Origin of the sequence: Flavobacterium galactosidilyticum (genome assembly GCF_020911945.1) — a bacterium.
In the GTDB taxonomy this organism is placed as follows: domain Bacteria; phylum Bacteroidota; class Bacteroidia; order Flavobacteriales; family Flavobacteriaceae; genus Flavobacterium; species Flavobacterium galactosidilyticum.
The window spans coordinates 1,443,421-1,470,039 of record NZ_CP087135.1; the positions used below are offsets into that span (position 1 = coordinate 1,443,421).

The 26,619-nt window shown below is 33.5% G+C and carries 21 protein-coding genes; 7 read left to right on the plus strand and 14 right to left on the minus strand.

What is annotated here, in order from left to right; translation table 11 throughout:
• Nucleotides 1–140: 140 nt before the first annotated feature.
• From LNP27_RS06255 to LNP27_RS06265, 3 genes are read right to left on the minus strand one after another with little or no spacing between them, the layout of a single operon-like run.
• Entirely contained in the window at nt 141–2,315 is a 2,175-nt protein-coding gene (locus LNP27_RS06255) for a S46 family peptidase (protein WP_229943744.1), read from the minus strand.
• A gap of 23 nt (nt 2,316–2,338) precedes the next feature.
• Nucleotides 2,339–2,785, minus strand: coding sequence for a GNAT family N-acetyltransferase (locus LNP27_RS06260; protein WP_229943745.1), 447 nt, complete (start codon nt 2,783–2,785; stop codon nt 2,339–2,341).
• Complete coding sequence (locus tag LNP27_RS06265; RefSeq protein WP_229944041.1) at nt 2,772–4,013, minus strand: 3-deoxy-D-manno-octulosonic acid transferase; 1,242 nt, start codon at nt 4,011–4,013, stop codon at nt 2,772–2,774. The genes LNP27_RS06260 and LNP27_RS06265 overlap by 14 nt, the downstream gene beginning before the upstream one ends.
• A 232-nt stretch (nt 4,014–4,245) precedes the next feature.
• Between LNP27_RS06265 and LNP27_RS06270 the strand changes: the two genes are divergently transcribed.
• Together LNP27_RS06270 and galE are read left to right on the plus strand one after the other, a co-directional pair.
• Nucleotides 4,246–5,376, plus strand: coding sequence for a DegT/DnrJ/EryC1/StrS family aminotransferase (locus tag LNP27_RS06270; RefSeq protein WP_229943746.1), 1,131 nt, complete (start codon nt 4,246–4,248; stop codon nt 5,374–5,376).
• Between the two features lie 32 nt (nt 5,377–5,408).
• Entirely contained in the window at nt 5,409–6,422 is a 1,014-nt protein-coding gene (gene galE / locus LNP27_RS06275) for a UDP-glucose 4-epimerase GalE (protein ID WP_229943747.1), read from the plus strand.
• 356 nt (nt 6,423–6,778) lie between these two features.
• Here the strand turns inward: galE and fabD are convergent, their stop codons facing one another.
• Nucleotides 6,779–7,651 carry an ACP S-malonyltransferase gene (fabD, locus tag LNP27_RS06280; protein WP_229943748.1) on the minus strand — a complete coding sequence of 291 codons (873 nt, stop codon included), beginning with the start codon at nt 7,649–7,651 and terminating at the stop codon, nt 6,779–6,781.
• A gap of 217 nt (nt 7,652–7,868) precedes the next feature.
• Between fabD and LNP27_RS06285 the strand changes: the two genes are divergently transcribed.
• Nucleotides 7,869–9,512, plus strand: coding sequence for a hypothetical protein (locus LNP27_RS06285; RefSeq protein WP_229943749.1), 1,644 nt, complete (start codon nt 7,869–7,871; stop codon nt 9,510–9,512).
• Between the two features lie 19 nt (nt 9,513–9,531).
• Here LNP27_RS06285 and LNP27_RS06290 read toward each other — a convergent pair whose 3' ends face one another.
• A complete protein-coding gene (locus LNP27_RS06290) occupies nt 9,532–9,867 on the minus strand; it encodes a DUF6370 family protein (RefSeq protein WP_229943750.1) in 336 nt (111 codons plus the stop codon).
• A gap of 58 nt (nt 9,868–9,925) precedes the next feature.
• Entirely contained in the window at nt 9,926–10,288 is a 363-nt protein-coding gene (locus LNP27_RS06295) for a DUF983 domain-containing protein (RefSeq protein ID WP_229943751.1), read from the minus strand.
• 90 nt (nt 10,289–10,378) lie between these two features.
• On the opposite strand from LNP27_RS06295, the gene LNP27_RS06300 reads away from it, so the two are divergent.
• Complete coding sequence (locus LNP27_RS06300; protein ID WP_229943752.1) at nt 10,379–11,242, plus strand: helix-turn-helix domain-containing protein; 864 nt, start codon at nt 10,379–10,381, stop codon at nt 11,240–11,242.
• 89 nt (nt 11,243–11,331) lie between these two features.
• Here LNP27_RS06300 and LNP27_RS06305 read toward each other — a convergent pair whose 3' ends face one another.
• The 3 genes from LNP27_RS06305 to LNP27_RS06315 form a co-directional block, all read right to left on the minus strand.
• Nucleotides 11,332–13,200, minus strand: a complete 1,869-nt coding sequence (locus LNP27_RS06305) for a peptidase U32 family protein (protein WP_229943753.1) — start codon at nt 13,198–13,200, stop codon at nt 11,332–11,334.
• Between the two features lie 313 nt (nt 13,201–13,513).
• Entirely contained in the window at nt 13,514–14,701 is a 1,188-nt protein-coding gene (locus LNP27_RS06310; RefSeq protein ID WP_229943754.1) for a pyridoxal phosphate-dependent aminotransferase, read from the minus strand.
• A gap of 109 nt (nt 14,702–14,810) precedes the next feature.
• Nucleotides 14,811–15,902 (minus strand): fatty acid desaturase family protein, encoded by a 1,092-nt coding sequence (locus tag LNP27_RS06315; RefSeq protein ID WP_229943755.1) that lies wholly within the window; start codon nt 15,900–15,902, stop codon nt 14,811–14,813.
• 106 nt (nt 15,903–16,008) lie between these two features.
• Here LNP27_RS06315 and rsmG point away from each other — a divergent pair, with 106 nt between their 5' ends.
• The gene (rsmG, locus tag LNP27_RS06320) at nt 16,009–16,638 is read left to right on the plus strand and encodes a 16S rRNA (guanine(527)-N(7))-methyltransferase RsmG (RefSeq protein ID WP_229943756.1); all 630 of its coding nucleotides are present in this window, start codon (nt 16,009–16,011) and stop codon (nt 16,636–16,638) included.
• Between the two features lie 135 nt (nt 16,639–16,773).
• Here the strand turns inward: rsmG and pruA are convergent, their stop codons facing one another.
• From pruA to LNP27_RS06335, 3 genes are all read right to left on the minus strand, one after another.
• Nucleotides 16,774–18,402, minus strand: a complete 1,629-nt coding sequence (pruA, locus tag LNP27_RS06325) for an L-glutamate gamma-semialdehyde dehydrogenase (RefSeq protein WP_229943757.1) — start codon at nt 18,400–18,402, stop codon at nt 16,774–16,776.
• A gap of 293 nt (nt 18,403–18,695) precedes the next feature.
• Entirely contained in the window at nt 18,696–19,082 is a 387-nt protein-coding gene (gene apaG / locus LNP27_RS06330; protein WP_229943758.1) for a Co2+/Mg2+ efflux protein ApaG, read from the minus strand.
• Between the two features lie 83 nt (nt 19,083–19,165).
• Nucleotides 19,166–20,425, minus strand: a complete 1,260-nt coding sequence (locus LNP27_RS06335) for a type IX secretion system plug protein (RefSeq protein ID WP_229943759.1) — start codon at nt 20,423–20,425, stop codon at nt 19,166–19,168.
• A 160-nt stretch (nt 20,426–20,585) separates the two neighbouring features.
• On the opposite strand from LNP27_RS06335, the gene LNP27_RS06340 reads away from it, so the two are divergent.
• Nucleotides 20,586–23,396: a M16 family metallopeptidase gene (locus LNP27_RS06340; RefSeq protein WP_229943760.1), complete on the plus strand. Its 2,811-nt coding sequence runs from the start codon at nt 20,586–20,588 to the stop codon at nt 23,394–23,396.
• 71 nt (nt 23,397–23,467) lie between these two features.
• Here LNP27_RS06340 and LNP27_RS06345 read toward each other — a convergent pair whose 3' ends face one another.
• Together LNP27_RS06345 and map are read right to left on the minus strand one after the other, a co-directional pair.
• Complete coding sequence (locus LNP27_RS06345) at nt 23,468–24,238, minus strand: class I SAM-dependent methyltransferase (protein WP_229943761.1); 771 nt, start codon at nt 24,236–24,238, stop codon at nt 23,468–23,470.
• On the minus strand, nt 24,238–25,056 hold the full coding sequence (gene map / locus LNP27_RS06350; protein WP_229943762.1) for a type I methionyl aminopeptidase: 819 nt from the start codon (nt 25,054–25,056) through the stop codon (nt 24,238–24,240). The genes LNP27_RS06345 and map overlap by 1 nt, the downstream gene beginning before the upstream one ends.
• Nucleotides 25,057–25,219: 163 nt before the next feature.
• On the opposite strand from map, the gene LNP27_RS06355 reads away from it, so the two are divergent.
• Nucleotides 25,220–26,446: a DUF445 domain-containing protein gene (locus LNP27_RS06355; RefSeq protein WP_229943763.1), complete on the plus strand. Its 1,227-nt coding sequence runs from the start codon at nt 25,220–25,222 to the stop codon at nt 26,444–26,446.
• The last annotated feature ends 173 nt before the right edge of the window (nt 26,447–26,619 follow it).

Genomic DNA, 26,619 nt, shown 5'->3' on the forward strand with positions numbered 1-26,619 from the left:
TATAAATTTTTTAATATGTAATTTATTTTTTTGATTTATTTTTTAAAAAATAATATCTTTTATCCACAACCGAACAAAATGCAATAATTATGCCATATTGTTCTATCGGTTGATCTCTTCTTATTTACGGCGTTTTACCACTATTTTTTACTTAAACTTTTCTTTTTCAGTGGTTTAGTTTTTTTAGGGTGAACTAGTTTTAATTCGCTAATTAAGTTTTTAGCACCAGCATATTTATCCATAATAAATAGAACATAACGGATATCAACCATTATATTTCTACAAATACTAGGGTCGTAATAGATGTCGCTCATTGTTCCTTCCCAAACCCTGTCAAAATTAAGTCCTATTAAGTTACCATAGGCGTCAATTGCTGGGCTTCCGGAATTACCTCCAGTAGTATGATTTGTTCCAATAAAGTTGACAGGCATTTTGCCATTATCTCCATATGGGCCATAATCTTTGGATTTATATAGCTCAATTAATTTTGCTGGAACATCAAATTCGTAATCTCCAGGTATGTATTTTTCCATTACGCCCTCTAAGTGTGTTATTGGAGTGTAAATGGTAGCGTCTTTTGGTTCATATCCTTTTACTTTTCCGTAAGTAACTCTTAAAGTACTGTTAGCATCGGGGAAAATTCGGCTATCCGTATTCAATTCTAGTTGAGCTTTCATATAAGTACGTTGCAATGCCGTAATCTCTAAGTTGATCTCATCGTATTTTGGTGCAATTTCTTTATTGTACTTATCTGATAATTCTTTTACTAAAATGAAAGCTGGATCAGCATTTAAGTTTGCTACAACAGTTTTTGCATCGCCTGAAAGTAGTTTTTTCAAGCTATCATAATCTTTAAGTTTGGATTTAATATAAATTTCTGAAGCTAAATTTTTAGCATTGATATTGGTCAAGCCCTTTGGTAAAAACTGTTTTGAAGGTTGATTTGCGTACAATTCAATTAATTGTTCAAAAACTTTTTCATCAACAGATGCGTTAAAGTTTTTGTAGAAATCAGCTAAAGTATTAATTAAATTAGTTTTTCTATCATTGAAAGCCTGTTCTCCTCTGGCGTTATATACTTGTTCTAATTGATATAATTTAAAACCAGTAGTTAGCAATTCAGTATTGCGTTGTACTGTTTCCATGAAGTATTCTCTTGCCAATGCATAAGGAGCAATCGCTGTGTAGTTTTTTTCGAAATCAGCTAATAGTGTTCCGTATTCTTTTTCTTTACCTGCTTTTGTTATTTTTTGCTGAAAAGCTTGTTCAGATTCTCTTTTTACAGCTACGGCATTTGATTTTTTTAATCCTTGCGTTTCTCCAATCCATTTCTTCCAATAATTAGCAATTCCAGCATATTTTGAAGCATATTGAATTTTGATAGCTTTGTCTTTTCGCATAAAACCATCAGCCACTTTCAAAGCTTTATCTCTAATCTCAATTTTTGCAGGATTTAGTTCGTTTACAATTTGTTCAATTGCAACAGCAGGTAAATACTCATTTGTTTTCCCTGGATAACCAAATACCAAAGTGAAATCATCCTCAGCTACACCGTCAAGTGAAATAGGTAAAAAGTGTTTTGGAGTGTAAGGAACATTGTCTTTCGAATATTTTGCTGGACGATTGTCTTTGTCAGCATAAATTCTAAATAAAGAAAAATCTCCTGTGTGACGTGGCCAAACCCAGTTGTCAGTATCAGAACCGAATTTCCCTATTGATGTAGGTGGAGCGCCCACCAAACGAACATCAGTAAACGTTTCCGTTACAAAAAGCATGTATTGATTTCCTTCGTAAAACGTACGAATTTTATTTTCTTGCCAACTTTCCTTTGGTAAAGAATTGCTTAAAGCTGAAATATTCTCTTGAATTTTTTTCTGTTTTTCTGCTTCGTTTGTAAGTGTAGCAGTTCCGTTCAATACAGCTGTTGTTACATCTTCAATTTTTACAATAAATGTTACAGTCAGATTTTCATTTGGTAATTCATCTTCCATTTTGTAGGCCCAAAAACCATCCGTAAGATAATCGTGATCTACAGTAGAGTGCGATTGAATTTGAGAATAACCGCAATGATGATTGGTTAAAATTAACCCTTTTGGAGAGATTACTTCTGAAGTACAGCCACCGTTAAAATGGGGAACGGCATCTTTGATGCTTGAGTTATTTACATCGTAAATCTCTTTCACAGACATTTTCATGCCTAGATTTTTCATTTCGGTTTCGTTCATTCCTTTTAGAAGCGAAGGAATCCACATCCCGCCTTGCTGGGCTTGTGTCTGAATGACAAATAATAATAGGAATAGTTTTAAAAATTTCATGATTATATATTTATTTTACAATTTTATCTAGTTTTGTATGCCATTAATTTTCGATTATGTAATTCAAAACCGCTGGCAATATACAATTTTTGTGCGTTTTGATTGTGGTTTTCTATTTCTAAGTAGATTAATTTTAGCGATAATTTTTTACTTTCTTCTATGATGAAGGCTACGGCTTGACTTCCAATTCCTTTACCACGCGCTTTTTCGGTCAGATATAATTCGTCTAAAAAAGCAATTTTGCCTTGATATTCAAAACTGAAAATAAAAGTTAGAATCACGTAACCTACAATTTCATCTTCATTTAAAATAAGCCATGACTTTCCTAAATTTTTATCTGCAATAAATTCATGAAATAAAGATTTGGAAATTTCGATATCAATAGGATAGTTGTCGATGGCGTAGAATTCCTGCATCATTTTTACAATGATATCTATGTCGGATATAACTAGTGGTTTAAATTGTATCATTCAAAATATATTTTAAAATTATAGCAGTAGCGCCTTTATTCATTTGGACAAAAGAGCTGCAAATATGCCCTTTTTCATTCCTGATATCATCATTTCTGATCAGGCTTGTAAAGGCTTCGTTTAATTCGTTCTCGTTTTTTATCACGCTGCATCCTTCCATATTAACTAAAGCAGTTGCTTCGGCAAAATGCGAATAGTTGGGACCAATAACAATTGGAACTCCAAAAGTGGCTGGCTCTAATATATTGTGAACTCCTGGATTCCCAAAACCACCACCTACATACGCAATGTCAGCATAGCTGTAAATCTTTGTCAGAATACCAATGGTATCAATAATAAAAACATCAAAATCAGCTAAATTTTTCCCTTCTTTTTCAGTAAATAAAACTGTTTTTTTAGTGATTCTGTCTCTTAATTGTTGAATTTGTTCTGTCTTGATATTATGTGGCGCAATTATAAATTTGATAGTAAAGGCATTCGAGTTGATGAAATCGATGAGGAGATTCTCGTCTTTTGGCCACGAACTTCCTGCAACTATTGTTTTTGTGTTGTCTTTGAATTGGGAAATAAAATCTAATGAATTGTCTTTTTCTAATATAGTAGCTACTCTATCAAAACGGGTGTCACCAGAAACTGATACATTGTTTTTGCCTAATTGTTGTAAAAGTTTTTTAGAACCTTCATTTTGTACAAAAAAGTAGGTAAAAGTATTTAAGGCTTTTCTGTAAAAGCCACCATACCATTTGAAAAACAGTTGGTTTTTTCTAAGAATTCCAGAAATTAAATAGGTTTTAATGTTTTGTTTTTTGAGTTCGGCTAAGTAATTAGGCCAATATTCATATTTAATAAAAAAGACTAAATCAGGATGAACTTTTTTTAAAAACTCTTGAGCGTTTTTCTTGGTGTCCAAAGGTAAGTAAACCGTAACATCAGCTACTGTATTGTTTTTTCGTACTTCATAACCTGATGGGGAGAAAAATGTAACAACAATTTTGTGAAGAGGAAATTGTTTTTTTATTTTTTCAATAACGGGTAAGCCTTGCTCGTATTCGCCTAAGGAAGCAGCATGAAACCAGATTGTTTTGTCAGAAGGTTTTATTTTTTGTTCCAATGTTGGAAAAACAACTGTGCGGCCTTCTACAAAAAGTTTCATTTTTGGGTTGAAAAGCGCTATGATTTTTAATAAAAAACCAGCAAATAGGACTACTAAATTATAGAGAAAAAGCATCATTTAAATTTTGGGGCTAAAATACGTTTTCTTTATTTTAATTTCTTCCAAAGAAAAATTTAAATTTGGCTTGTCAGTAGGTTATTTTTCGGTTTTATTGCAATAATAACTTTATTTTAATGAGGCTTTCATTGGTTGGAACTCATTAAATAACTATTTTTGTTATTCGTTTTAAGGAATAGTTTTTCGTGTTTAGAAACTACAGCCTTTCGAAATTTAAACAAAAAAATCAATGAAGAAAATTCAAATGGTTGACTTGAAAAGTCAATATGATAGAATAAAAGATACCGTTAATGCTTCTATTCAGGAAGTTTTAGATACCAATACCTACATCAATGGACCTCAAGTTCAGCAGTTCCAAAAATCTTTAGAAGATTATTTAGACGTAAAACATGTAATTCCTTGTGCTAATGGAACGGATGCGTTGCAAATTGCAATGATGGGTTTAGATTTAAAGCCAGGAGATGAGGTAATTACTGCTGATTTTACTTTTGCAGCAACTGTTGAAGTTATTGCTTTGTTGCAATTGACACCGGTTTTAGTTGATGTTGATATGTACAATATGAATATCTCTATCGAAGGAATTAAAAAAGCGATTACTCCAAAAACGAAAGCGATTGTACCAGTTCATTTATTTGGACGTGCGGCTAATATGGAGGCAATTATGGCTATTGCCAAAGAGCATAATCTTTATGTGATTGAAGATAATGCACAAGCGATTGGAGCTAATTGTAAATTTTCTGATGGAACGAAGAAGAAAGCTGGAACTATTGGACATGTAGGAGCAACTTCTTTTTTTCCTTCTAAAAATCTAGGATGTTATGGCGATGGAGGTGCAATCTTTACAAATGACGATACTTTAGCGCATAAACTTCGCGGAATTGTAAATCACGGAATGTACGAACGTTACCACCATGATGTGGTAGGTGTGAATTCTCGTTTAGATAGTATCCAAGCCGCCGTTTTGAATGCTAAATTACCTTTGTTAGATCAATATAACAAGGCAAGACAAGACGCAGCTAGAAAATACTCAAAAGTTTTTGAAGGTCATAAAAATATCATTTGTCCAGCGATTTGTGATATTTGTGATTGTCACGTTTTTCATCAATATACATTGCGTATTATTGCAGCAGATAGAAATGGGTTGATGCAACATCTATTAGATAAAGGGATTCCATGTGCAATTTATTATCCAATTCCATTGCATTCACAAAAAGCCTATTTGGACGCTAGGTATAAAGAGGAAGATTTTCCTGTAACGAATCAGTTAGTGCAGGAGGTTCTTTCTTTACCGATGCATACGGAGCTGGATGACGAGCAAATTAAATTTATTACTGATAGTATATTAGAATTTTTAAAATAATTAACTCTCTAAAAAAACAACAAATATAAAGGATGAAAGTACTAGTAACAGGTGGTTTGGGTTTTATTGGATCTCATACTGTGGTAGAGTTGCAAAACGAAGGTTTTGAAGTGATAGTTGTGGATAATTTATCAAACACTTCGTTGAACGTTTTAGACGGAATTAAGAATATCACTGGGCAAGTTCCAGCGTATGAAAATATTGATTTACGTGAAAAAGAGAAAGTACAGGATTTTTTCAAAAGACATCAGGATATTTCTGGTGTAATACACTTCGCAGCTTCAAAAGCAGTGGGAGAAAGCGTTGAAAATCCATTGTTATATTATGAAAACAATATTAACGCACTAGTTTATGTTTTGCAAGAATTGCAACAAAAACCAGAGGCTAGTTTTATTTTTAGTTCTTCTTGTACTGTTTATGGTCAAGCCAAAAAAATGCCAATTACTGAAGATGCTGAATTACAACAAGCCGTTTCACCTTATGGAAATACAAAAGCAGTAGGAGAGGAAATCATATCTGATACTGCGAAAGTGACAAATATAAATGCTATTTTGTTGCGTTACTTTAATCCTATTGGTTCTCATCCTTCAGCTGAAATAGGCGAATTACCTATTGGTGTTCCTCAAAACTTGGTTCCGTTTATCACTCAAACTGGTTTTGGGTTAAGAAAGGAATTAGCAGTTTACGGAGACGATTATCCAACTCCTGATGGAACAGCCGTACGCGATTATATTCACGTAGTAGATTTGGCGAAAGCCCACGTAATTGCTTTACAGCGATTATTAAATAAAAAAAATACTGCGAAAGTTGAGACTTTTAACTTAGGAACAGGAACAGGAAGTTCTGTTTTAGAGGTTATAAATACTTTTGAAAAAGTAAGTGGTAAGAAATTGCCATACAAAATTGTAGGACGTAGAGAGGGAGATATTACTTCAGCATACGCCAATACCGATAAAGCGAATAATGTTCTAGGATGGAAAGCACAATCTACCCTTGAAGAAGCGATGGCAAGTGCCTGGAAATGGGAACAGAAAATAAGAAGTTAAGCTAAGAAATTAGTTTTTAGCAGAAATTCAAAACCCCAAAGTATCTTAGATAATTTGGGGTTTTTTGGATTTACTTTTTAATGTCTTTCTTTAATTTTTCGGTAGCTTTATCTATTTTTTGGTTCTACTTCGGTACTGATTTCCTCCGAAGTATCTTCCATTTTTTCTTTTGTGTTGTCCTGATACGAAATCATTAAAATAGCAACAAATGCTAGTGTGAAAATTATTTTTTTTATTTTTTGGGTTTTAATGTTAATGGTTAGAATGATTTATTATGGTGTAATCCAAATATAATAAAAAAATCCTCACAAACTTAAGTCTGTGAGGATGTACTATATTTTGAAAAACTATTTTAATTAAGCATTTGCAGTCGCAGCTTCTTTGTCAATTTTTCCAATTAAACCAGCTAATACTTTTCCAGGTCCAACTTCAGTAAATAAAGTTGCACCGTCAGCAATCATTTGTTGTACCGATTGTGTCCATTTTACTGGAGCAGTCAATTGGATAATCAAGTTTTTCTTAATTTCCTCTGGTGATGAAACTGCGTTAGCAGTTACATTTTGGTAAACAGGACAAATAGGAGTAGAAAAAGTAGTTGCTTCAATAGCTGCCGCTAATTCTTCTCTTGCAGGCTCCATCATAGGCGAGTGAAATGCGCCACCTACTGGTAATAATAACGCTCTTTTTGCTCCAGCTGCTTTCATAGCTTCGCAAGCTTTTTCTACTGCTGTAGTTTCTCCCGAAATTACTAATTGCCCCGGGCAGTTATAGTTTGCTGCTACTACAATTCCGTCAATTGAAGCGCAAACTTCTTCAACAATGTTATCCGCTAAACCTAGAACTGCTGCCATAGTTGAAGGTTTTATTTCGCACGCTTTTTGCATTGCCAAAGCTCTTTGTGAAACTAATTTTAGACCATCTTCAAATGATAAAGTCCCATTAGCCACTAATGCCGAAAACTCTCCTAAAGAATGACCTGCTACCATTTCTGGATGAAAATCCTCTAATGTTTTTGCTAAAATTACCGAGTGCAAGAATACTGCTGGTTGCGTAACTTTAGTTTCTTTTAATTCTTCTGCAGTTCCCTCAAACATGATGTCTGTGATGCGGAAGCCTAATATTTCGTTGGCACTTTCAAACAATTCTTTTGCTAATGGAGAATTTTCATATAAGTCTTTGCCCATTCCTGTGAATTGCGCACCTTGACCTGGAAATACGTATGCTTTCATATTTACTTTTTTATTGTTTACTGATTCATTTTACTAAAAAAATGAATCGGCTGCAAAAATACTATTTTTTACGGTATTTGAAACAATGTGTTGGCTTTCCATTTCGCTAAAATTTTTTGAATGTAAAATTTTAAATCTCCAGCGTTATTCTAATTAAGTTTGCTTTGTTTGTAACAGATTTCGTATTTTTATACTAATGAGACATAAGAAGAAAGTTATGAAGAAAATTTTATCCCTTTTATCCCTTGCAGTTTTAGCCTTTGTATTGTTTTATATCAATTTACCAGTAATTAACTACGGTTTTACGGGCTTTGCTTTTATTTTATTAGTGTTAGTTATTGTTGCAATCGTATTTTCAACTGGGGTTACTGTTTCGCAAAAAACTAAACAAGTACAGCTTGCTGCTATGCCGAGTAAGTTTTTATATGTTTTGGCAGCAATACTTTTAGCTTATTGTATCGTACTTCCTATTGCTACTAGTTTGAAAATGTTTAGAACTGATTCCTATCAAAAGCTAATAGGTGATGTTAAAAATGGTGAAAAAATCACCAATCATATTGCGCCAATTTCTATTGATAAGATAAGAGTAGTGGATGAAAATCTAGCTTATCTTTTGGGAGAAAAAATATTAGGTTCACAACCTGCTTTGGGAAGTCAGGTAGAGTTAGGGAATTTTTGCATCCAAAAAGTGAATGATGACTTGTACTGGGTTGCTCCGTTACTGCATTCGGGATTTTTGAAATGGTTTAATAATCAAGAGGGAACTGCTGGATATGTTATGGTTTCTGCAACGAATGAACGTGATGTGAAATTAGTACAGCATGTAGGAGGGAAAGCCATTAAGATTAAATACCAGCCAGGTGCTTATTTTAGTAGTGAATTACATCGTCATACTTATTTTAATGGATATGCCAATGATGGCTTGACCGATTTTAGTTTCGAAATTGATGATGCTGGAAATCCATTTTGGGTGATTACTAAATATGCTAAAAAAATTGGTTTTTCAGGAAAAGACGCTACTGGAATTATTGTGGTTGATGCGCAATCTGGAGTGATAACTGAATATTCAATTGCCGAAACGCCAAAATGGGTCGACAGAATTCAGCCTTTGGATTTTATCGAACATCAATTGAATGATTGGGGAGAATATGTTCATGGATATTGGAATTTCTCTAATGCGGATAAACTTCGCACAACGGAAGGTTTGACTTTGGTTTACGGAAAAGATAACAAATCCTATTGGTACACTGGGTTGACTTCTGTAGGAAAGGATGAGTCTGCGGTAGGTTTTGTCTTAGTCGATACCAGAACAAAAGAAGCAACATTTTATAAGCAAAGTGGAGCGACAGAATATGCTGCTCAGAGCTCAGCCGAAGGGAAAGTTCAGGAAAAAGGGTATAAAGCTTCATTGCCTATCCCATATAATATCAATAATATTCCGGCTTATGTTATGACGCTTAAAGACGATGGTGGTTTAGTCAAAATGTTCGCTATGGTTGATATTTCAGATTATACCATTGTAGGCGTAGGTAACACCATGCGAGAAACATTGACGGCTTTTAAAAATGTCTATAATATGGCAGATAATAAAATAAATCCAAATAGTGTTTCCAATAAAAAAACAGTAAAATCAATTGTAACCCGAATTCAAAATGATGTTAAAAACGGAAACAGTTTTTATTATTTTAAGGTGAAAGATTATCCAAATATATTTGTGGGTTCTTCCCAAATATCGAATCAGTTACCCGTAACGATTATTGGAGATAGTATCGCCGTTTCTTTTGATTTAGATTTAGAAGAAGTCATCGATATTTCCACTTTTGAAAATATCAATTTGAAAGGGAGTATGAAATCAAAATAAAAAAAATGGCTTGCAAAAATTATTGCAAGCCATTTTTTTTATTTTTCGGTACTAGTTTAAACGAAGTAACTTTAAATCTATTGGCAACTATTTCTCCAACGACTTCGGCTTTTCTTATTTTAGCACAAAAGCCATCGTCCGCATGTGCATCTCCGTGAGAGTCGATTGTGGTTCCATCTACAAAATAGGTTTTTCCATCGATACGAACGGCTAAATCACAACCATATCCTTTCATCTCGAATTGGCATTGTCCGCAAGCGGCTTCTACAATTTGTGGTTTTATTTCTTCTTTTTTGTCCTGAGCATTTGTTAATAGGATTGAGAACAAGAATAGTGAAGTAATAATTTTTTTCATCTTTTTTTAATTTATTACGGCTAATATACTTATTTTTTATGTTCTCCTTGTCATCGTTTTAACGGGAATAGTTTTTGAATATATAAATCCATATTAATCTCGAGAGACGAATATTGAGCGAGGCTAATGCAAGAATAACAATGCCAATAATAGCAATAATTCTTAAATCGAAGGTTTTGTCAAAGAAAAACTGTGCTATGACATAAGTAGCAATACTCTGTGCCACAGTTAATCCATAACTAATATACATAGCGCCAAAAAAGAATCCAGGTTCCTTTTCGAATTTAAATTTACAATGGGAGCAAGATTTATTCATTGTTGGGAATCCAAACATAAAAAAAATGTTTTTTTCATTGAAAACCTTTCCTTCATGGCAATTTGGACAATGATTATTCAGAATATGGGTAATAATATGTGACATCTTTTTTTCTTTCAAAGGTATTTATTCTCTATATCTAAGATGTTTTCTATATTCGCTTATTATAGCACAATAAAGACATTGAGTTACATTATGAAAAAATATCCTATTTATCCTATTCAGCGCTTTAATTGTAATTCAGTTAACAGTGATTTGTATATTAGTAGTTTTAGGAACCACTTAATTAAGCATAGCTTTGTAGAAGAACCACATAGACATAATTCGTATGTATTGGTTTTTTTTACCAATGGATCAGGTACGCATGAAATTGATTTTAATAAATTTACGATTCAATCGGGAAGCATTTTTTTTATACAGCCCGGGCAAATACATCATTGGGAGTTATCTGATGATATAGAAGGATTTGTAATTTTCTATTCACAGGAAATGTATAATCTCTATTTTCGACAAAAAACTATTGAGGATTATCCCTTTTATTCTTCGGTATACAATACACCCGAAATGGTTTTTGATGAATCTAAGTTGAAGGCAATTTTACCCTATTTTGAAAGTTTGATTCTCGAAGCTCAAATGAATAAGATGCTTGGCAAAGATTTAATTATGAATTTATTAGATACTATTCACATTCATATTGCCAGAAAATATAGCGAAACGCATTTCGGTAACACGCATTCATATAATGTAAAAATTAAAAATTTTAAAATGCTTTTACAGCAAAATTATAAAACAGAAAAAGCACCTTTTTTTTATGCAACAAAACTTTCGATTACGTTAAAACACTTGAATAGAATTTGTAATGAAATCCTGCAAAAAACAACTACTGAGGTAATTACAGAAAGAGTTATTCTCGAGGCCAAAAGGATGCTGATTGATAACAAGTTTGTTATAAATGAAATTGCAACGGAGTTAGGTTATGATAATTATTCGTATTTTACAAGATTATTTAAAAGACATACTGGTATGACTCCAACAGATTTTCGTATTTCTAAAATGTAATTGCTTAATGGTTTTTTAGGAGTAATAAATGATTTAGTAAAATGGATTCATAAAAAAAACCGATACTCAGTAAGCATCGGTTTTGGTTTTTAATGGAAGTGATCTTCTTCAATTTCGAATTCAGCATCTTTTTCCCAAATTTCCATTTCGCAAGGTTTACAATTGAATTTCAATTTGTATTCCAGTTCGCCTTGTTTTAGTACTAAAGGTTCTTTTAACTTCTCGCCCATAATATCTTTTTGATGTATTGGACATTTTTTTAATTCGTATTTGATGCAATATTTAGTAGTCATTACACGTGATTTTCCTGGATCCCATTGTAATTCAAATGCTTTTTCAATTTCGGTAACGCCATGACGTTCGTAAAATTTGCGTGCAAATTTGTTAGATACATTGTACATGAAATCTAACTTAGTTTCTGGATATGGATGAGAAGTTTTAACCATTTGGTGTTCCTCAACTTTGTAACCAGCCAGACGAATTTCTGATAATTGTTCGAAAACAGTTCGTCTCATTTCATTGATTTTTGAAATAGGAAGGAACCAGTTTTGTGAAAACATCACATTTATTTCGTCAGCTACATAAGGAGTAAATCCTGTTTTAGCTAGTTGTGTTTTTATATTTTCGGCACTAGATTCGTTATTTTTAGTTTGCTCTTTGGCATGAACTAAATTTACAGTGCTCACGAAACCATCTTCATCAGTAGCGATTAATTCGAAACCATTTTCATTTTCAGTAAGCAATAAAGTAGTGCTTATTTTTCGAACAGCACTGTCTTCGCGCTCCACAATTTTGATAAAGGCAGCGTCGTTGTTGCGATAAATAAAAGTACCTTCTTTTAATTCCTTTAAAACATTTGGATAGGCTAAGCCATTTTCGACTTTGTTTACATAAATCCCATCTGCTTCGTTGTTTTCATTGATGTAGCATAGACCATCTCCATTGTTAAGTAATTCGCCGTTTTCAATTTGGTATGCATTACCAATTGTTTTGATCAATTTACCAATGTATTGTCCTTTTGATTTTGGACTTTCCCAAGAACCTATAGATTGGTCTCTTCCGTTTACAAAATAATCAGTGTACCCGCGATTGAAACTTTTGTTTAAAGCAGAATCGAAAGTAAAGGTGCATTTTCCCGAAGAAGCTTTAGCATAGCTGTCATTTCCTTCGAGAAAAGCATCCAGTTTTTGTCTCAGGTACGAAACATTGTTTTTTACATATACAATATCTTTCAATCGACCTTCGATTTTAAAAGAGCAAACTCCCGCTTCGATTAGATTTGGAATTTGGTCAGAAACATCAAAATCTTTGATAGAAAGTAAGTGACTATTTTTGATTAAAGTCTCACCGTGTCCGTCAATTAAGTTGTAAGGCAAACGGCAGTTTTGAGCACAAGAACCACGGTTTGCACTACGTTCTCCATTAGCAACACTCATGTAGCAGTTTCCACTAAAAGAAACACATAGTGCACCTGTTACAAAAAACTCCAATTCAACATCCGAAGCAGAGCTGATATCTTTGATTTGGTGAAGGTTTAATTCACGAGCCAAAACGACACGTTTCATTCCTGCATCTTTCAAAAATTTAATTTTATCAGCGTCTCGATTGTTCGCTTGTGTACTGGCATGCAGGACGATTGGCGGTAAGTCCATCTCCATAATTGCCATATCTTGAACTATAAGTGCGTCTACTTTAATATCATACAATTTCCAGATCATTTGACGGCAAGTTTCAAGCTCGTTATCGTATAAAATGGTGTTGATCACAACAAAAACTTGTGCATGGAATAAATGGGCGTATTTTACTAATGCAGCTACATCTTCGATAGAGTTAGTCGCATTAGAACGGGCTCCAAATTGTGGTGCGCCAATATACACTGCATCGGCTCCACTGTTAATGGCCGCCATTCCGTGAATTAAATCTTTTGCAGGAGCTAGTATTTCTATTTTCTTTTTCATCTAGTTGATGATAAATTGTTAATTTTTAAAACTTTAGTTTTTTTGAGCGTTCCCTCAAAAAAGTCTGCAAAGGTCTAATTAATTATTCAAGATTTCTAATGATTAGTATATTATTTGGGAATAATTAGTTTAAAAAAATCTTATTTTGGAGGTTTGAGTTTGAGTTGGTTTTTGATTTGTATACTGTTAAGCTAGATTAGGTATTTCTTAAGGGATTGAAATAGTGAAATATTGATGTCAACTCATCATGCTAAGAAATAAAAAAAGCCCCAAGAAAATCTTGAGGCCTTACTTGTATAGTTTGAATCTTGAATTATGCTACTGCTTCTTTTATTCTGCGTAAAGCTTCTTTTAAAATATCTTCGCTAGTTGCGTAAGAGAAACGGATACAGTTTGCGTTGCCAAATGCTTCACCAGTAACTGTTGCTACGTTAGCTTCGCCTAAAAGGTACATAGAGAAATCATTTGCATCTTTGATTAAAGTTCCTTTTAATGTTTTCCCGAAGAACGCAGAAACATCTGGGAATACATAGAAAGCACCTTCTGGAACGTTAATTTTCATTCCTGGGATTTCTTTGATTAATCCTACTACTAAATCTCTGCGGCTGTGGAACGCTTGAACCATTTCGTTTAATACTGAAGGATCAGCGTCAACAGCAGTTATTGTAGCACGTTGAGCGATACTGTTAGCCCCACTCGTTACTTGACCTTGAATTTTTGTACATGCTTTTGCAATAAATTCTGGTGCTCCAATGTAACCAATTCTCCATCCTGTCATAGCGAAAGCTTTTGCAACTCCGTTTACAGTAATTGTTCTTTCTAACATTCCTGGAATAGAGGCGATGCTACAAAAAGTTCCAGAGAAGTTGATGTGTTCGTAGATTTCATCTGCAACTACGTATACATGCGGGTGTTTTTCTAAAACTTTAGCTAATGCTGTTAGTTCTTCTCTATTGTAAACAGATCCACTTGGATTACAAGGAGAACTGAACCACATCATTTTTGTTTTTGGTGTGATAGCTGCTTCTAATTGTTCTGGTGTGATTTTGAAATCAGCTTCTACAGATGTAGGAACTTCTACAGGAACTCCACCTGATAATTTTACGATTTCGAAATAAGAAACCCAGTAAGGTGCAGGCAGAATTACTTCGTCACCATCGTTTAGCATTACTTGCGCAATGTTGTATAAGGATTGTTTTGCTCCAGTTGAAACAACAATTTGAGATGGTTTGTAATCTAAATTGTTATCTCTTTTGAATTTTCTGCATATTGCTTCTTTCAATTCAACATATCCTTCTACTGGAGAATAAGTGCTATAATTTTCGTCAATCGCTTTTTTAGCAGCTTCTTTGATAAAGTCAGGTGTGTTGAAATCGGGTTCGCCTAAACTTAAACTGATGATGTCTTTTCCTTGAGCTTTTAATTCTCTGGCTAAAGCAGCCATTGCTAATGTTTGTGAAGTAGCCAGGTTGTTAATTCTGTCTGAAAGTGGATTGTTCATTAAAAATTGTGTTGAATGCCCTGAATTTCTGTAAAAATAAGGGAGGTTAATACTAGTTATATGATTTTGATAAAAGACATTTTAGTGTGTTTATATCATTTTTTGTTGTTTATAATGCCGGTTTCATTCCCAATTCTTTCAAATGCTTAAAGTGTGCGATTACTGCACTTCGCATTGTTTCGTACTCGTAGTACGGCAAGTTGCACTCTTGAGCCGTTTCCTTTACAATTTTTGCAATTTTACCATAATGTACGTGACTAATATTTGGAAAAATATGGTGTTCAATTTGGTGATTTAAACCTCCAGTATACCAGTTTACGATTTTGTTTTTTGGAGCGAAATTAGTTGTGGTAAACAGTTGATGAATAGCCCAAGTATTATCCATTTCGCCTAATTCATTAGGAGAAGGATTCGTAGTTTCTTCAACAACATGAGCTAACTGAAATACAACACTAAGAATTAATCCAGCAGTATAATGCATAACAAAAAAACCAATAAGTACTTTCCACCATGTAATTCCTATAACGATAGGAAGAACAATCCAAATAGAAACGTAAATTATTTTTGTAATGATTAGCGTAGTCCATAGTACTTTTGGGCTTTTTGGCTCTCCATATGATAATTTTCTTTTAAGATAATTACGCATTTGTTTAAAGTCAGTCGTTATCGCCCAGTTAAATGTAAGTAATCCATAAAGAAATACAGAATAGTATTGTTGAAAACGGTGAAAGTTATACCATTTAGCATCTTTAGTAAAACGAATTACACGGCCTGCATCAAGATCTTCATCATGTCCAGGAATGTTAGTATATGTATGGTGTAAAACATTGTGTTGTACTTGCCAGTTGTGTACATTTCCAGCCAGAACATAAATAGTTCCTCCCATGAACTTATTTACCCAACTTTTGTTAGAATAAGAACCATGATTCCCGTCATGCATTACATTCATTCCAACTCCAGCCATCCCAATTCCCATAACGATGGTTAATAATAGATGTGCCCAAAAAGGCATACCAAGCGTTAGGATTAAAAAATAAGGAGCTAGGAAAACGGTAAAAAGAATTATTGTTTTTAAATACAATTTCCAATTTCCTGTTTTTTGGATCTTGTTTTCTTTGAAGTAGTTGTTAACCCGTGAGTTAAGTGTTCTGAAAAATTTCAGATTATCTTGCTTTGCAAATGTTGGTGCGTTATTAATCATAAGTGTGAAATAAGTTTCAAAGGTAATTATTATAAATTTTTGGATATGCAAAATTGAGATAAATATTTTAACTCTAAAGTGTTACTTTTGTTAAAAAAAATTAAAGATGGACGAGATTCTTAAGTATTTTCCTAATTTGACAGCTCTTCAGAGAGAACAGTTCGAAAAACTAGATTTTTTATACCACGATTGGAATGAAAAAATAAATGTTATTTCTAGAAAAGATATAGATGCTTTGTATACCAAACATGTTTTGCATTCTTTGGGAATTGCCAAAATAATGAAATTTGAACCTGGAACTTATGTATTGGATGTGGGGACTGGCGGTGGATTTCCTGGAATTCCATTGGCGATTCTATTTCCAGAAACTCGTTTTCATTTGATTGACATCATTGCTAAGAAGATAAAAGTAGTTCAAGGTGTTGTAGATGCTTTAGAATTGAAAAATGTTAAAGCAGAACAACTACGCGCTGAGAATGTCAAAGGGGATTTCGATTTTATAGTGAGCCGCGCTGTGACAAATATGCCTGATTTCGTTTCTTGGGTGAAAACCAAAATCAAGAAAAATAATAAGCATGAGCTTAAAAACGGAATACTTTATCTGAAAGGTGGAGATTTAACCGAAGAATTAAAAGATTTTCCAAAGGCCACAGAATATAATTTAGCTGATTTTTTTGAAGACGAGTTTTTTGAAACTAAAAAAGTAGTGCATTTGCCATTGAAGTTTGTGGTATAGTAAAAAGTCTTAAAGTCGAAAGAAAGGCAGAGTGAAAAAACGAAATGTAAAAAGCCGAATCTAAAAATTTAGATTCGGCTTTTTTATGATTGTAAAGTTCTTTAAGACTTTCGACTTTCAAACTTTAAGATTTATTTACTCTCCTAAAAAAGGGTATCTGTAATCTACTGGAGTTACAAAAGTTTCTTTTATAGTTCTTGCAGAAGTCCAACGCAATAAGTTTTGCATAGAACCAGCTTTATCATTTGTTCCTGATCCTCTTGCCCCACCAAATGGTTGCATTCCTACAACTGCTCCAGTTGGTTTATCATTGATGTAGAAGTTCCCTGCAGCATTTTGCAATTTTACTGTAGCTTCTTCAATTGCGTAACGATCTTGACTGAAAACAGCGCCGGTTAAAGCGTACTCAGAAGTAGTATCTACTAGTTCTAAAGTCTCTGCCCATTTAGCATCTTCATATACATAAATGGTTACTACAGGTCCGAATAATTCCGTTTCCATTGTAGTGTATTTAGGGTTTGTTGTCAAAATAACGGTTGGTTCAATGAAATATCCTTTAGATTTATCATAGTTTCCACCAATGATTACTTCAGCATCAGTATCTTTTTTAGCTTGGTCAATAAATTTTGCTAATTTGTCGAATGAAGCTTCAGAAATAACAGCAGTAATAAAGTTACTCATGTCTTCTGGAGAACCCATTTTCATCGATTTTAAATCGGTTTCTAATTGCACTTTCACAGCTGGCCACAAGCTTTGCGGAATATATACACGAGAAGCAGCACTACATTTTTGACCTTGGTACTCAAAAGCACCGCGAGAAATTCCTGTAGTTACCTGTTTTGGGTTAGCTGATGGATGTGCGATAATAAAATCTTTTCCACCTGTTTCTCCTACAATTCTTGGATATGTTTTGTATTTGCTGATGTTTGTACCAATTTTTGCCCAAATATCATTGAATACTCCTGTTGAACCCGTAAAGTGAACTCCTGCGAAATCTGGACTTGCTAATAACGTTTCCGTTACCATTCCTGAATCTCCCATTACCATATTGATTACACCATCAGGTAATCCTGCTTCTTTAAAGATTTGCATCAATAAGTTAGCTGAATATACTTGAGTTGCTGCCGGTTTCCAAACTACTACATTCCCCATTAATGCTGCACTTGCAGGTAAATTCCCAGCAATAGCAGTAAAGTTAAATGGAGTAATAGCATATACAAAACCTTCTAATGCTCTGTATTCAACACGATTCCACATGTCTGAATTAGATTTTGGTTGCTCGCTATAAATTTGGGTCATGTACTCTACGTTGAAACGTAAAAAGTCAATTAATTCACAAGAAGCATCAATTTCTGCCTGATAAATAGACTTAGATTGTGCAATCATTGTTGCGGCATTTATTTTAGCTCTATAAGGCCCAGCAATTAATTCAGCTGCTTTTAAGAAAATTCCAGCACGTTGTTCCCATGCCATTTTTGTCCAAGCTGTTCTAGTTTTTAGCGCTGTAGCAATAGCTCCTTCGATATGTGATTTTTCAGCTAGATGATAGGTTCCTACGATGTGTTGGTGATCGTGAGGCGCTGACATTGTTTTAGTGTTTCCAGTTCTAATTTCTTCGCTTCCAATGTAAAGAGGTACATCTATAGTAGCGTTCCACATTTCTTTGTAAGCTGCAAGTACAGCTGCTCTTTCTGGTGAGTTAGGTGCGTAGCTTTTTACAGGCTCGTTTACCGCTTTAGGTACATGAAAAAATCCTTTTAACATAGTTGTAAAATTATAAAATTAGAATATTGCGTTGTGTGTTTACTTATAAAACACAAAAGTACAAAGGATTCTTTAAAATAATGATGTTTTCAGTGCTAAAGTAAATACAATATTTAATGGTACTTGTGTTTTAGCCCTGATAGAAATGGAAAGCTTTTAATGGTGTCGTTATATTTTTTCTTGTAAAATAAGAGCGACTTTAGAAGCTCCTTATTTTACTTAGAAAAAAATAGACGAGAATATAAAAACTTGAAATGGAGAGCAGGACTAGCTCCTGAATTAAATTCTAAAATCTAGTTTAAGGCAAACGGAGCGCACAATCTAAAAGAGGGCACTATTACTTTAAAGTTTCTAGTGGAGGTGAAATTAATCATGTTAAAATGGCCTTTCATAGCACCATAAGGCGATGCTAGCAAGCAACCAGAGATGTAGGTATGTAGTTCTCCAGGTTTTAATACTGGTTTTTTTCCTATAACTCCTTCTCCGTCAATGGTTTCTATGTCGTTAAGAGAGTCAAAAATTTCCCAATGGCGAGAAATAAGTTGCACGGAATCTTTACTGTGGTTTTCAATAGTTATTTGATAACTAAAGGCAAAGTGAATCTTGTAGTTTTTGAAGTAGGTTCCTTCAAAACTAGTCAGTACTGATATTTTTATGCCTCGTGTTATTTGAGAAACCATAATTATTGATTGAATTCGTTTTTTGCTTGTGTCAAAATTACAAAAAATTGATGTTGCTTTGCCAAATTGCAAGAAAGATTTTTTTAGTTGATTATATTCAATGAATTGGCAGTTCCTTTACCAATAACTCTGTCATAACGGTCTATGCCGGCTCTGTAATACACTAAGATCGAATAATCATTTTCGGTTTGATAAAAATTACCGTCAATAGCATTTTCATAATCTATAACTCCTTTCTTATCAGCGATTGTGTATTGAAAGTTTGTAAATCCTTGTTTTATCAGAATAGCCTTTTCATAAAGTGCTTTTATGGGATTGTACTCCATTTTGTATTCAGAGGTAAAGCTGTAATTGTTGAACATACCGGTTACATAAATGTCTTTGTTACTTCTAAAAGTAGGTGCCGAAAGACTAAAATAAACCCATGCATAGTCCGCTTCTATTTCGCTATTTGCAGCATTAATGTTTTTAACTACAAAATTCCCATTGACGTCTTGGTTGTTAGTATATTGGAAATTAGCTCTAGCTGCACTTGTAAATAAACGAGATCCGTAAATTGCTTTATTGGCATCTATTTTCGCAATATTATTTGCAGCTGCTTTTATGTCTTTATTTTCAAAATACAAAAATTCGTTACCCGCCCAAAATTGGGTCTCAGTATCGTATTTATAGATTAAATCATTGCCAATAGTATATTGAGGAACTATATTTTGAATTACATTGTTAAGGTTGCCATTTTGCATCAAAACCACTTTTACATTTTTCATTGGGTTTTGAAAAGTAATGCTATTGGATCTCACTGTGAAATCTAGATTTTGCTTTGTTTCTATCGTGCTTACTACTCTTGCGCGTTTTACTTGGATGGGAACAGTAGCTTGATCTTCGTACAAAATTAGTTTTCGGGAGAATACGACATCTTTATTTTCGTCTAGAATTTTGATCATATAGTTTCCGCTTATTTTTAAACGCAGCGTAAACTGATTTGGAATAGATAATTTATAGTGCGAGTAGATTTGTAAGGTGTTGAAAGAGTTGGTATAATCTTGAATTCTTTGGTTGTCAAAACCTTCTACGTATTCGGCTTTAGGCAGTCCTGATGGATTCCAATTGTAGTCACAATGGACAATTTCGTAATAGTAATTTGCTTCATTGCCAAAGAGATCATCAAATTGTAGTTGAAAGCCCTCACCTAAATTCAAAATTGGAATTATATTTTGTTCGTTTTGTACAAATGAAATTGTTTTGATATTATACGGTGGTGCTACTTCTTTCTCTGCTTGCGCAAATAAGGCGTTGGCAGTGAGAACAAGAATTATAACTACTTTTAATAATAATTTAAACATTTTGTAGTGCTTTAGATTTTGTAAATATAAGGAATAGTCCTCTTTTTTGTGATTAATTTATTTTCAAATAAATAATTACGGGTGTGTTTTTCTTAATTTAAGCGTACTATTGTTACCAATTAGCGATAAGCTCATTTTTCTGACCTCACGTATATTATTTATGAAGAAAATCTATACTTTAATAATTGGCCTTTTGTTATTTCCAATATTTAGTTGTGCACAACAATTGGATTATTCAAAACCAATTCCTTTTGATTCGACCGTAAAAACTGGAAAGCTAGAAAATGGATTAACTTACTACATCAAGAAAAATGCCAAACCACAAAATAAAGTAGATCTCCGATTAGTGGTTAATGCAGGTTCGATTTTAGAAGGTGAGGATCAACAAGGATTGGCGCATTTTATAGAACATATGTGTTTTAATGGAACTAAGCGTTTTCCTAAAAATGAATTGGTTGATTATCTCCAAAGTATTGGTGTTAAGTTTGGGCAACATTTAAATGCATACACCAGTTTTGATGAAACCGTTTATTTTCTGCCGCTTCCATCTGATGATCCAGAAAAATTAGAAAAAGGATTTCAAATTATCGAGGATTGGGCCTTTAATACCGTGCTCACATCAGAGGAAATAGATAAAGAAAGGGGAGTTGTTCTTGAAGAATATCGATTAGGATTAGGTGCTCAAAAAAGAATGGAAGCACGTTACCTTTCTAAAATGATGTACGGCTCTCATTATGCGGAACGTTTGCCAATAGGCAAAAAGGAAATTTTAGAAAACTTCAAATATCAGTCATTAGTCAATTTCTATAAAGATTGGTATCGTCCAAATTTAATGAGCGTAATTGTTGTGGGTGATATAGATATAGCGGAAATGGAGAAGAAAATTACTTCCCATTTTTCAGGATATAAAAACCCTATTAATGAAAAACCACGAAAGATATATGAAGTACCCAATCATAAAGAAACTTTTGTAGCGGTCGAAAATGATAAAGAAGCGCCAGCTTCGCAGGTTTTATTACTTTATAAAGATTACGGCGCTCCCAAACCAGTTGTAAATATAGGAGATTATAAACATACTATTGTTGAAGGACTTTTTGCATCTCTTTTGAACAAACGATTGGAGGAACTTACTAATTCTGCAACGCCTCCATTTACGTATGGATATTCATTTTATGGAGGAACTTTTGCCAGAAACAAAAAGGGATATCAATCTATGGCAATGACTCAAGAGGATAAACAGTTAAGCGCCTTGAAAGTATTAGTTACTGAGAGCGAAAGAGTGAAGAAATTTGGTTTTACACAAGGAGAATTAGATCGATCAAAAGCCCAATTTCTTGCTTCTGTTGAAAAAGCTTACAAGGATAAAAATAAAATAAATTCAGTGAGTTATGTGGGAGTATATCAATCCAATTTCTTGGAAAACGAACCCGCTCCTGGAATAGAATGGACGTATCAAACCATGAAAAAATTGATACCCTTGATTGAGTTAAAGGATGTAAATAGTTTGATTACAGATTATTTAAAAGAAGATAATCGAGTTGTTATTCTTACTGGTCCTGAAAAAGAAGGTTTAAAAAAGGTTACAGAACATCAAGTTCGTGATGTATTAAAAATGGATACAAATGCCATTAGTCCTTATAAAGAGGAAGACGCTGCGGTTAGTTTAATTAGAAATGATGTTAAAGCGGGAACAATAGTGAAGCATGAAACTAATAGTAAAATTGGTACGAAAACATTGATTTTGTCTAACGGTGTGAAAGTTACTTATAAAAATACTGATTTCAAAAATGACGAAATCCTTTTTGAAGCCATCAGTTTTGGCGGAAGCAATATGTATTCTGATGCTGATATGAAAAAAGTTCAATTTGCTAATGGAGCATTGACCGAAGCGGGTTTCTCAGGATTGCAATTGAATAGTATCAATAAATTTATGACCGGAAAAATAGCGCGAGTAAAACCTTACATTGGTATAACAGCAGAAGGATTGAAAGGGAATGCAACGCCAAAAGATTTAGAATCCTTGTTCCAAATGACGTATGCTTATTTTACAAATTTGAATTTTGACCAAAGTGCTTTTGAAGGTTACAAGCAAAAACAAGAAGCTTTTTTTAGCAATATGCTATCGCAACCTAATTTTTATTTTCAGCAAGAGTTTTATACGTATTTGAATACAAACAATCCAAGATTTAATGGTTTGATACCTACTGCAAAAACTTGGCAAGAAACAGATTATAGCTTAGCATACAAAAAATACAAAGAACGATTTGCTAACGCAGCTGATTTTGAGTTTTACTTTGTTGGGAATATCGATGATAACACCATAGAATCGTATGCAACTAAATACTTAGCATCATTGCCTGCCTCTGAAAATCGAGAGAAAGCACTTGATTTAGGATATCGCATGTTAGCTGGAGATTTGAAAAAAGTAGTGAATAAAGGAATTGATCCTAAAAGTAATGTTTTAATTATGTATTATGGTGATGCTCAATATTCAGATAAAGATGCACTGACTATGCAAGCGCTTGGAGAAATAGTAACAATAAAACTAACAGAACAACTACGGGAAATTGAAAGTGGTGTTTATGCCGTTTCAGCAAAAGGCGCTCTAAATAAAGTTCCAAATAGCTCTTACAGTTTTACAATTGGTTTTCCTTGCGGACCAGATAATGCTGAAAAATTAACAGCCTCTGCTTTAGAAGAGCTTCAAAAAATTATTGATAATGGGCCAGACGAAAAAGATTTAGCTAAATTTAAAGAAGGAGAATTATCAGATTTTAAAAATAGTATCAAAGAAAATAGTTATTGGTTATCTAACTTTACAAGGTCGTACATTAATGGAAGTAGTCCTGAAGATGTTTTGGATTATGAAACTTTTGTAAATGCTATTGCAGCGAAAGATATTCAGAATATTGCTAAAAAATACCTAACTAAAGACAAAGCAATTGGTATTCTAATGCCAGAAAAAAAATAAATTCAAATGAATATGAGCTAAAAAAAAGCTGCTAGAACTATTAGTTTTAGCAGCTTTTTTTATGCATTAGCTTATTTAAAGCAAACAGGAATAATTTCTCCTTTTGCCAAACAATATTTCTCTACTAATTCAGGTGCAATTTTATTTGTATAATCTTCTTCAATTACTTTGAAACCAATACTTCTTAATTTATCGAAATAATCTCTTCCGTAAATACGAACATGATCATATTGTCCAAATATTTTAGCACGCTCTTTTTGATCAGTGATGGTGTCATCAGCAAAAGTAGTTGCTCGTGATAAGTCTTGAGGAATTTGCAAAATTGCCAATCCGCCAGGTTTCAAAACGCGATATAATTCTTGCATGGCTTTAGTGTCATCTGGAATGTGCTCTAAAACGTGATTACAAAGTATAACATCATACTGATTGTCCTCGAAAGGCAAATTACAAATATCTGCTTTTACATCCGCAAGCGGCGAAAATAAATCAGTTGTAGTATAATCTAGATTTTTCTGATTTCTAAATAACTTATAAAAAGCTTGTTCTGGTGCAAAATGTAACACTTTCTTTTTCTCTTTAGAAGTGAAAAAGTCGGTTTCTTCATTTAGATACAACCACAATAAACGGTGTCTTTCTAATGAAAGTGTACTTGGTGAAAGCACATTATTGCGTTGCGTTTCGTATCCATAAGGCAACATCGATTTAAAACTTTTTCCATCAATAGGATCGGTGTATTTGTCTCCTTTTAATGAAAAAGCAATTATTGGGCGTGCAACATAACTTAAACGAATAAGTAATGGGCGAGGAATGCTATTGAGAATAAGTTTAAAAAGTTTCTTCATTACAGAACTAAAGGAGTTTTTCTAAATTCATCTTCTTCATTACTTACAATTCCTAATGCTTTATAGATGTAAGCAAAAGTAGAAAGAATCTCTGGTTTGCCATCAATTATAGCTACATCATGCTCAAAATGGGCACTTGGTTTTCCGTCAGCAGTCGTAATTGTCCAACCGTCTTTATGTTGTTTGATGTTTCTGGTTCCAAGGTTGATCATCGGTTCGATTGCTACAACCATTCCTTCAACAAAAAGTTTTCCTCTACCTTTTTTTCCATAATTAGGCATTTCAGGATCTTCGTGCATTTTTTGCCCAACACCATGACCTACTAATTCGCGAACCACACCGTAGCCATGAGCTTCAGTGTATTTTTGAATAGCATTACCAACATCCTCTACGCGATTTCCAAGTTTGAATTCTCGGATTCCTACATATAAAGATTCTTTTGTAATCTGTAATAATTTTTTAGTCTCTGGCGCTACTTCTCCAATTTCAAAAGAGTAGGCGTGATCACCATGATACCCATTTTTGTAAGCACCACAATCTACAGAGATAACATCGCCACTCTCCAATGGTTTGTTATTTGGAATTCCATGAACAACTTGAGAGTTTGGACTCATACATAGCGAGTTTGGAAAATCGTAAAGACCTAAAAAACTTGGAACAGCCCCGTGGTCACGAATAAATTCTTCTGCTAGTTTGTCTAAATATAAAGTGGTAACTCCTTCTTTTATTTCAGAAGCAACCATTCCTAATGTTTTTGATACGATCAACGCGCTTTCGCGCATTAATTCTATTTCCTCACGTGATTTTACAATAATCATAATTCTATTTTTCAGTTTGCAAAAGTACAATTTTATAATTATTTATTTCGGTTTGATAAAGCAATTGTCAGATGTTACTTTATTAATAAATTAGGGTTGGTATAAAGAGTTATAAAAAACAAATCGTTAAATTGGTCTATTATAAAAAGTATAAAGTAGCGTAATGGATAATACTGAAACTAAAAAAGCGAATTTAAAGAACATGAAAAATATTGCCCTATGTGTTTTAGGGATTGCTGTCATAGTCTTTTTTGTAGCGCATCACTATAAAATAGGTTGGCTAAAAGCGATTAGCGAGGCGGCGATGGTTGGTGGAATTGCAGACTGGTTTGCCGTGGTGGCGCTGTTCAGACATCCTCTTGGAATTCCTATTCCGCATACGGCATTAATTCCCAACAATAAAGATGCTATTGGTCAGAATTTAGGCAGTTTTGTGTCTGATGAGTTTTTAATTAAAGAAAAATTAGAAGTGAAATTAGATGAATTTGACTTTGCATCAAAAGCAACTAATTGGCTGAAAGAGGACAAAAATGCGAATACAATTGCATCTTTGGTGGTTGAAAATGTAATTCCAGGAGTACTAAAAACTATTGATGATGCTGATGTAAAAAACTTTATTCAGCAACAATTTGAAATCAAAATGCAGGAATTAAATTTTGGTGAATGGATTGCATCAGGACTAGAAACCTTATCTAAAAGTGACAAGCAAGCACAATTAATAACAAATGTTTTGACCGTTTTAGCAACTGAATTGGAAGCTAATAAGGCAGAGATAAATGAAAAAGTTAAGAAGTCTACACCTTGGTATACTTTAGGAGTTGCTGATAAAAAAATTGCGGAAGGTGTTTTTAATGGACTTTACGAGTTTTTAGATATGGCAAAAGAACCCGATAGTTCAATTCGTCAAAAGATTGATTCTTATGTGTTAAAATTTATCGAAGATTTAAAAAGTTCGCCAGAAATGCAACTAAAAATAAGTTTATTAATTATTGAATTTACTCAAAAAGAAGAAGTTCAAGATTATATTGGTTCGATTTGGCAGGAAGTAAAAAACGCTGTTCTAGCTGATTTAGAAAATGGAGAGCAGTCCAAAATTAAACTGAATTTGTCGCGTATGATTGGAAACTTTGGTACAACAATTCAAAATGATATAGTGATGACAACCAAGATTAATAATTTTATAAAAATCGATTTACTAGGTATTTTACTTCGAAATAAAAAAGCTATTGGAGATTTAATTGCAAACTCTGTACGAAGCTGGGATAAAAAAGAAATTGCTGAAAAATTAGAGTTGGAAGTAGGGAAGGATCTTCAATTTATAAGAATCAACGGAACGGTAGTAGGCGGTTTTGTTGGGCTTATCATTTATTTAGTAGAGCAATTTATATAACGTTTGAAATGGTCTACTACGTTATTTGTAGAGATTTTTTTATGAGTTTATCACTCTGGAAGTGTGTCATTAAATTTCCTCTCGAGAGTTGAGAAGCTTTCAGTTTGGCAAAAATAGTAGCTTGTATTAAAAAAAAAATGCTGTCTTTTGGGACAGCATTTTTGTATGTAAGC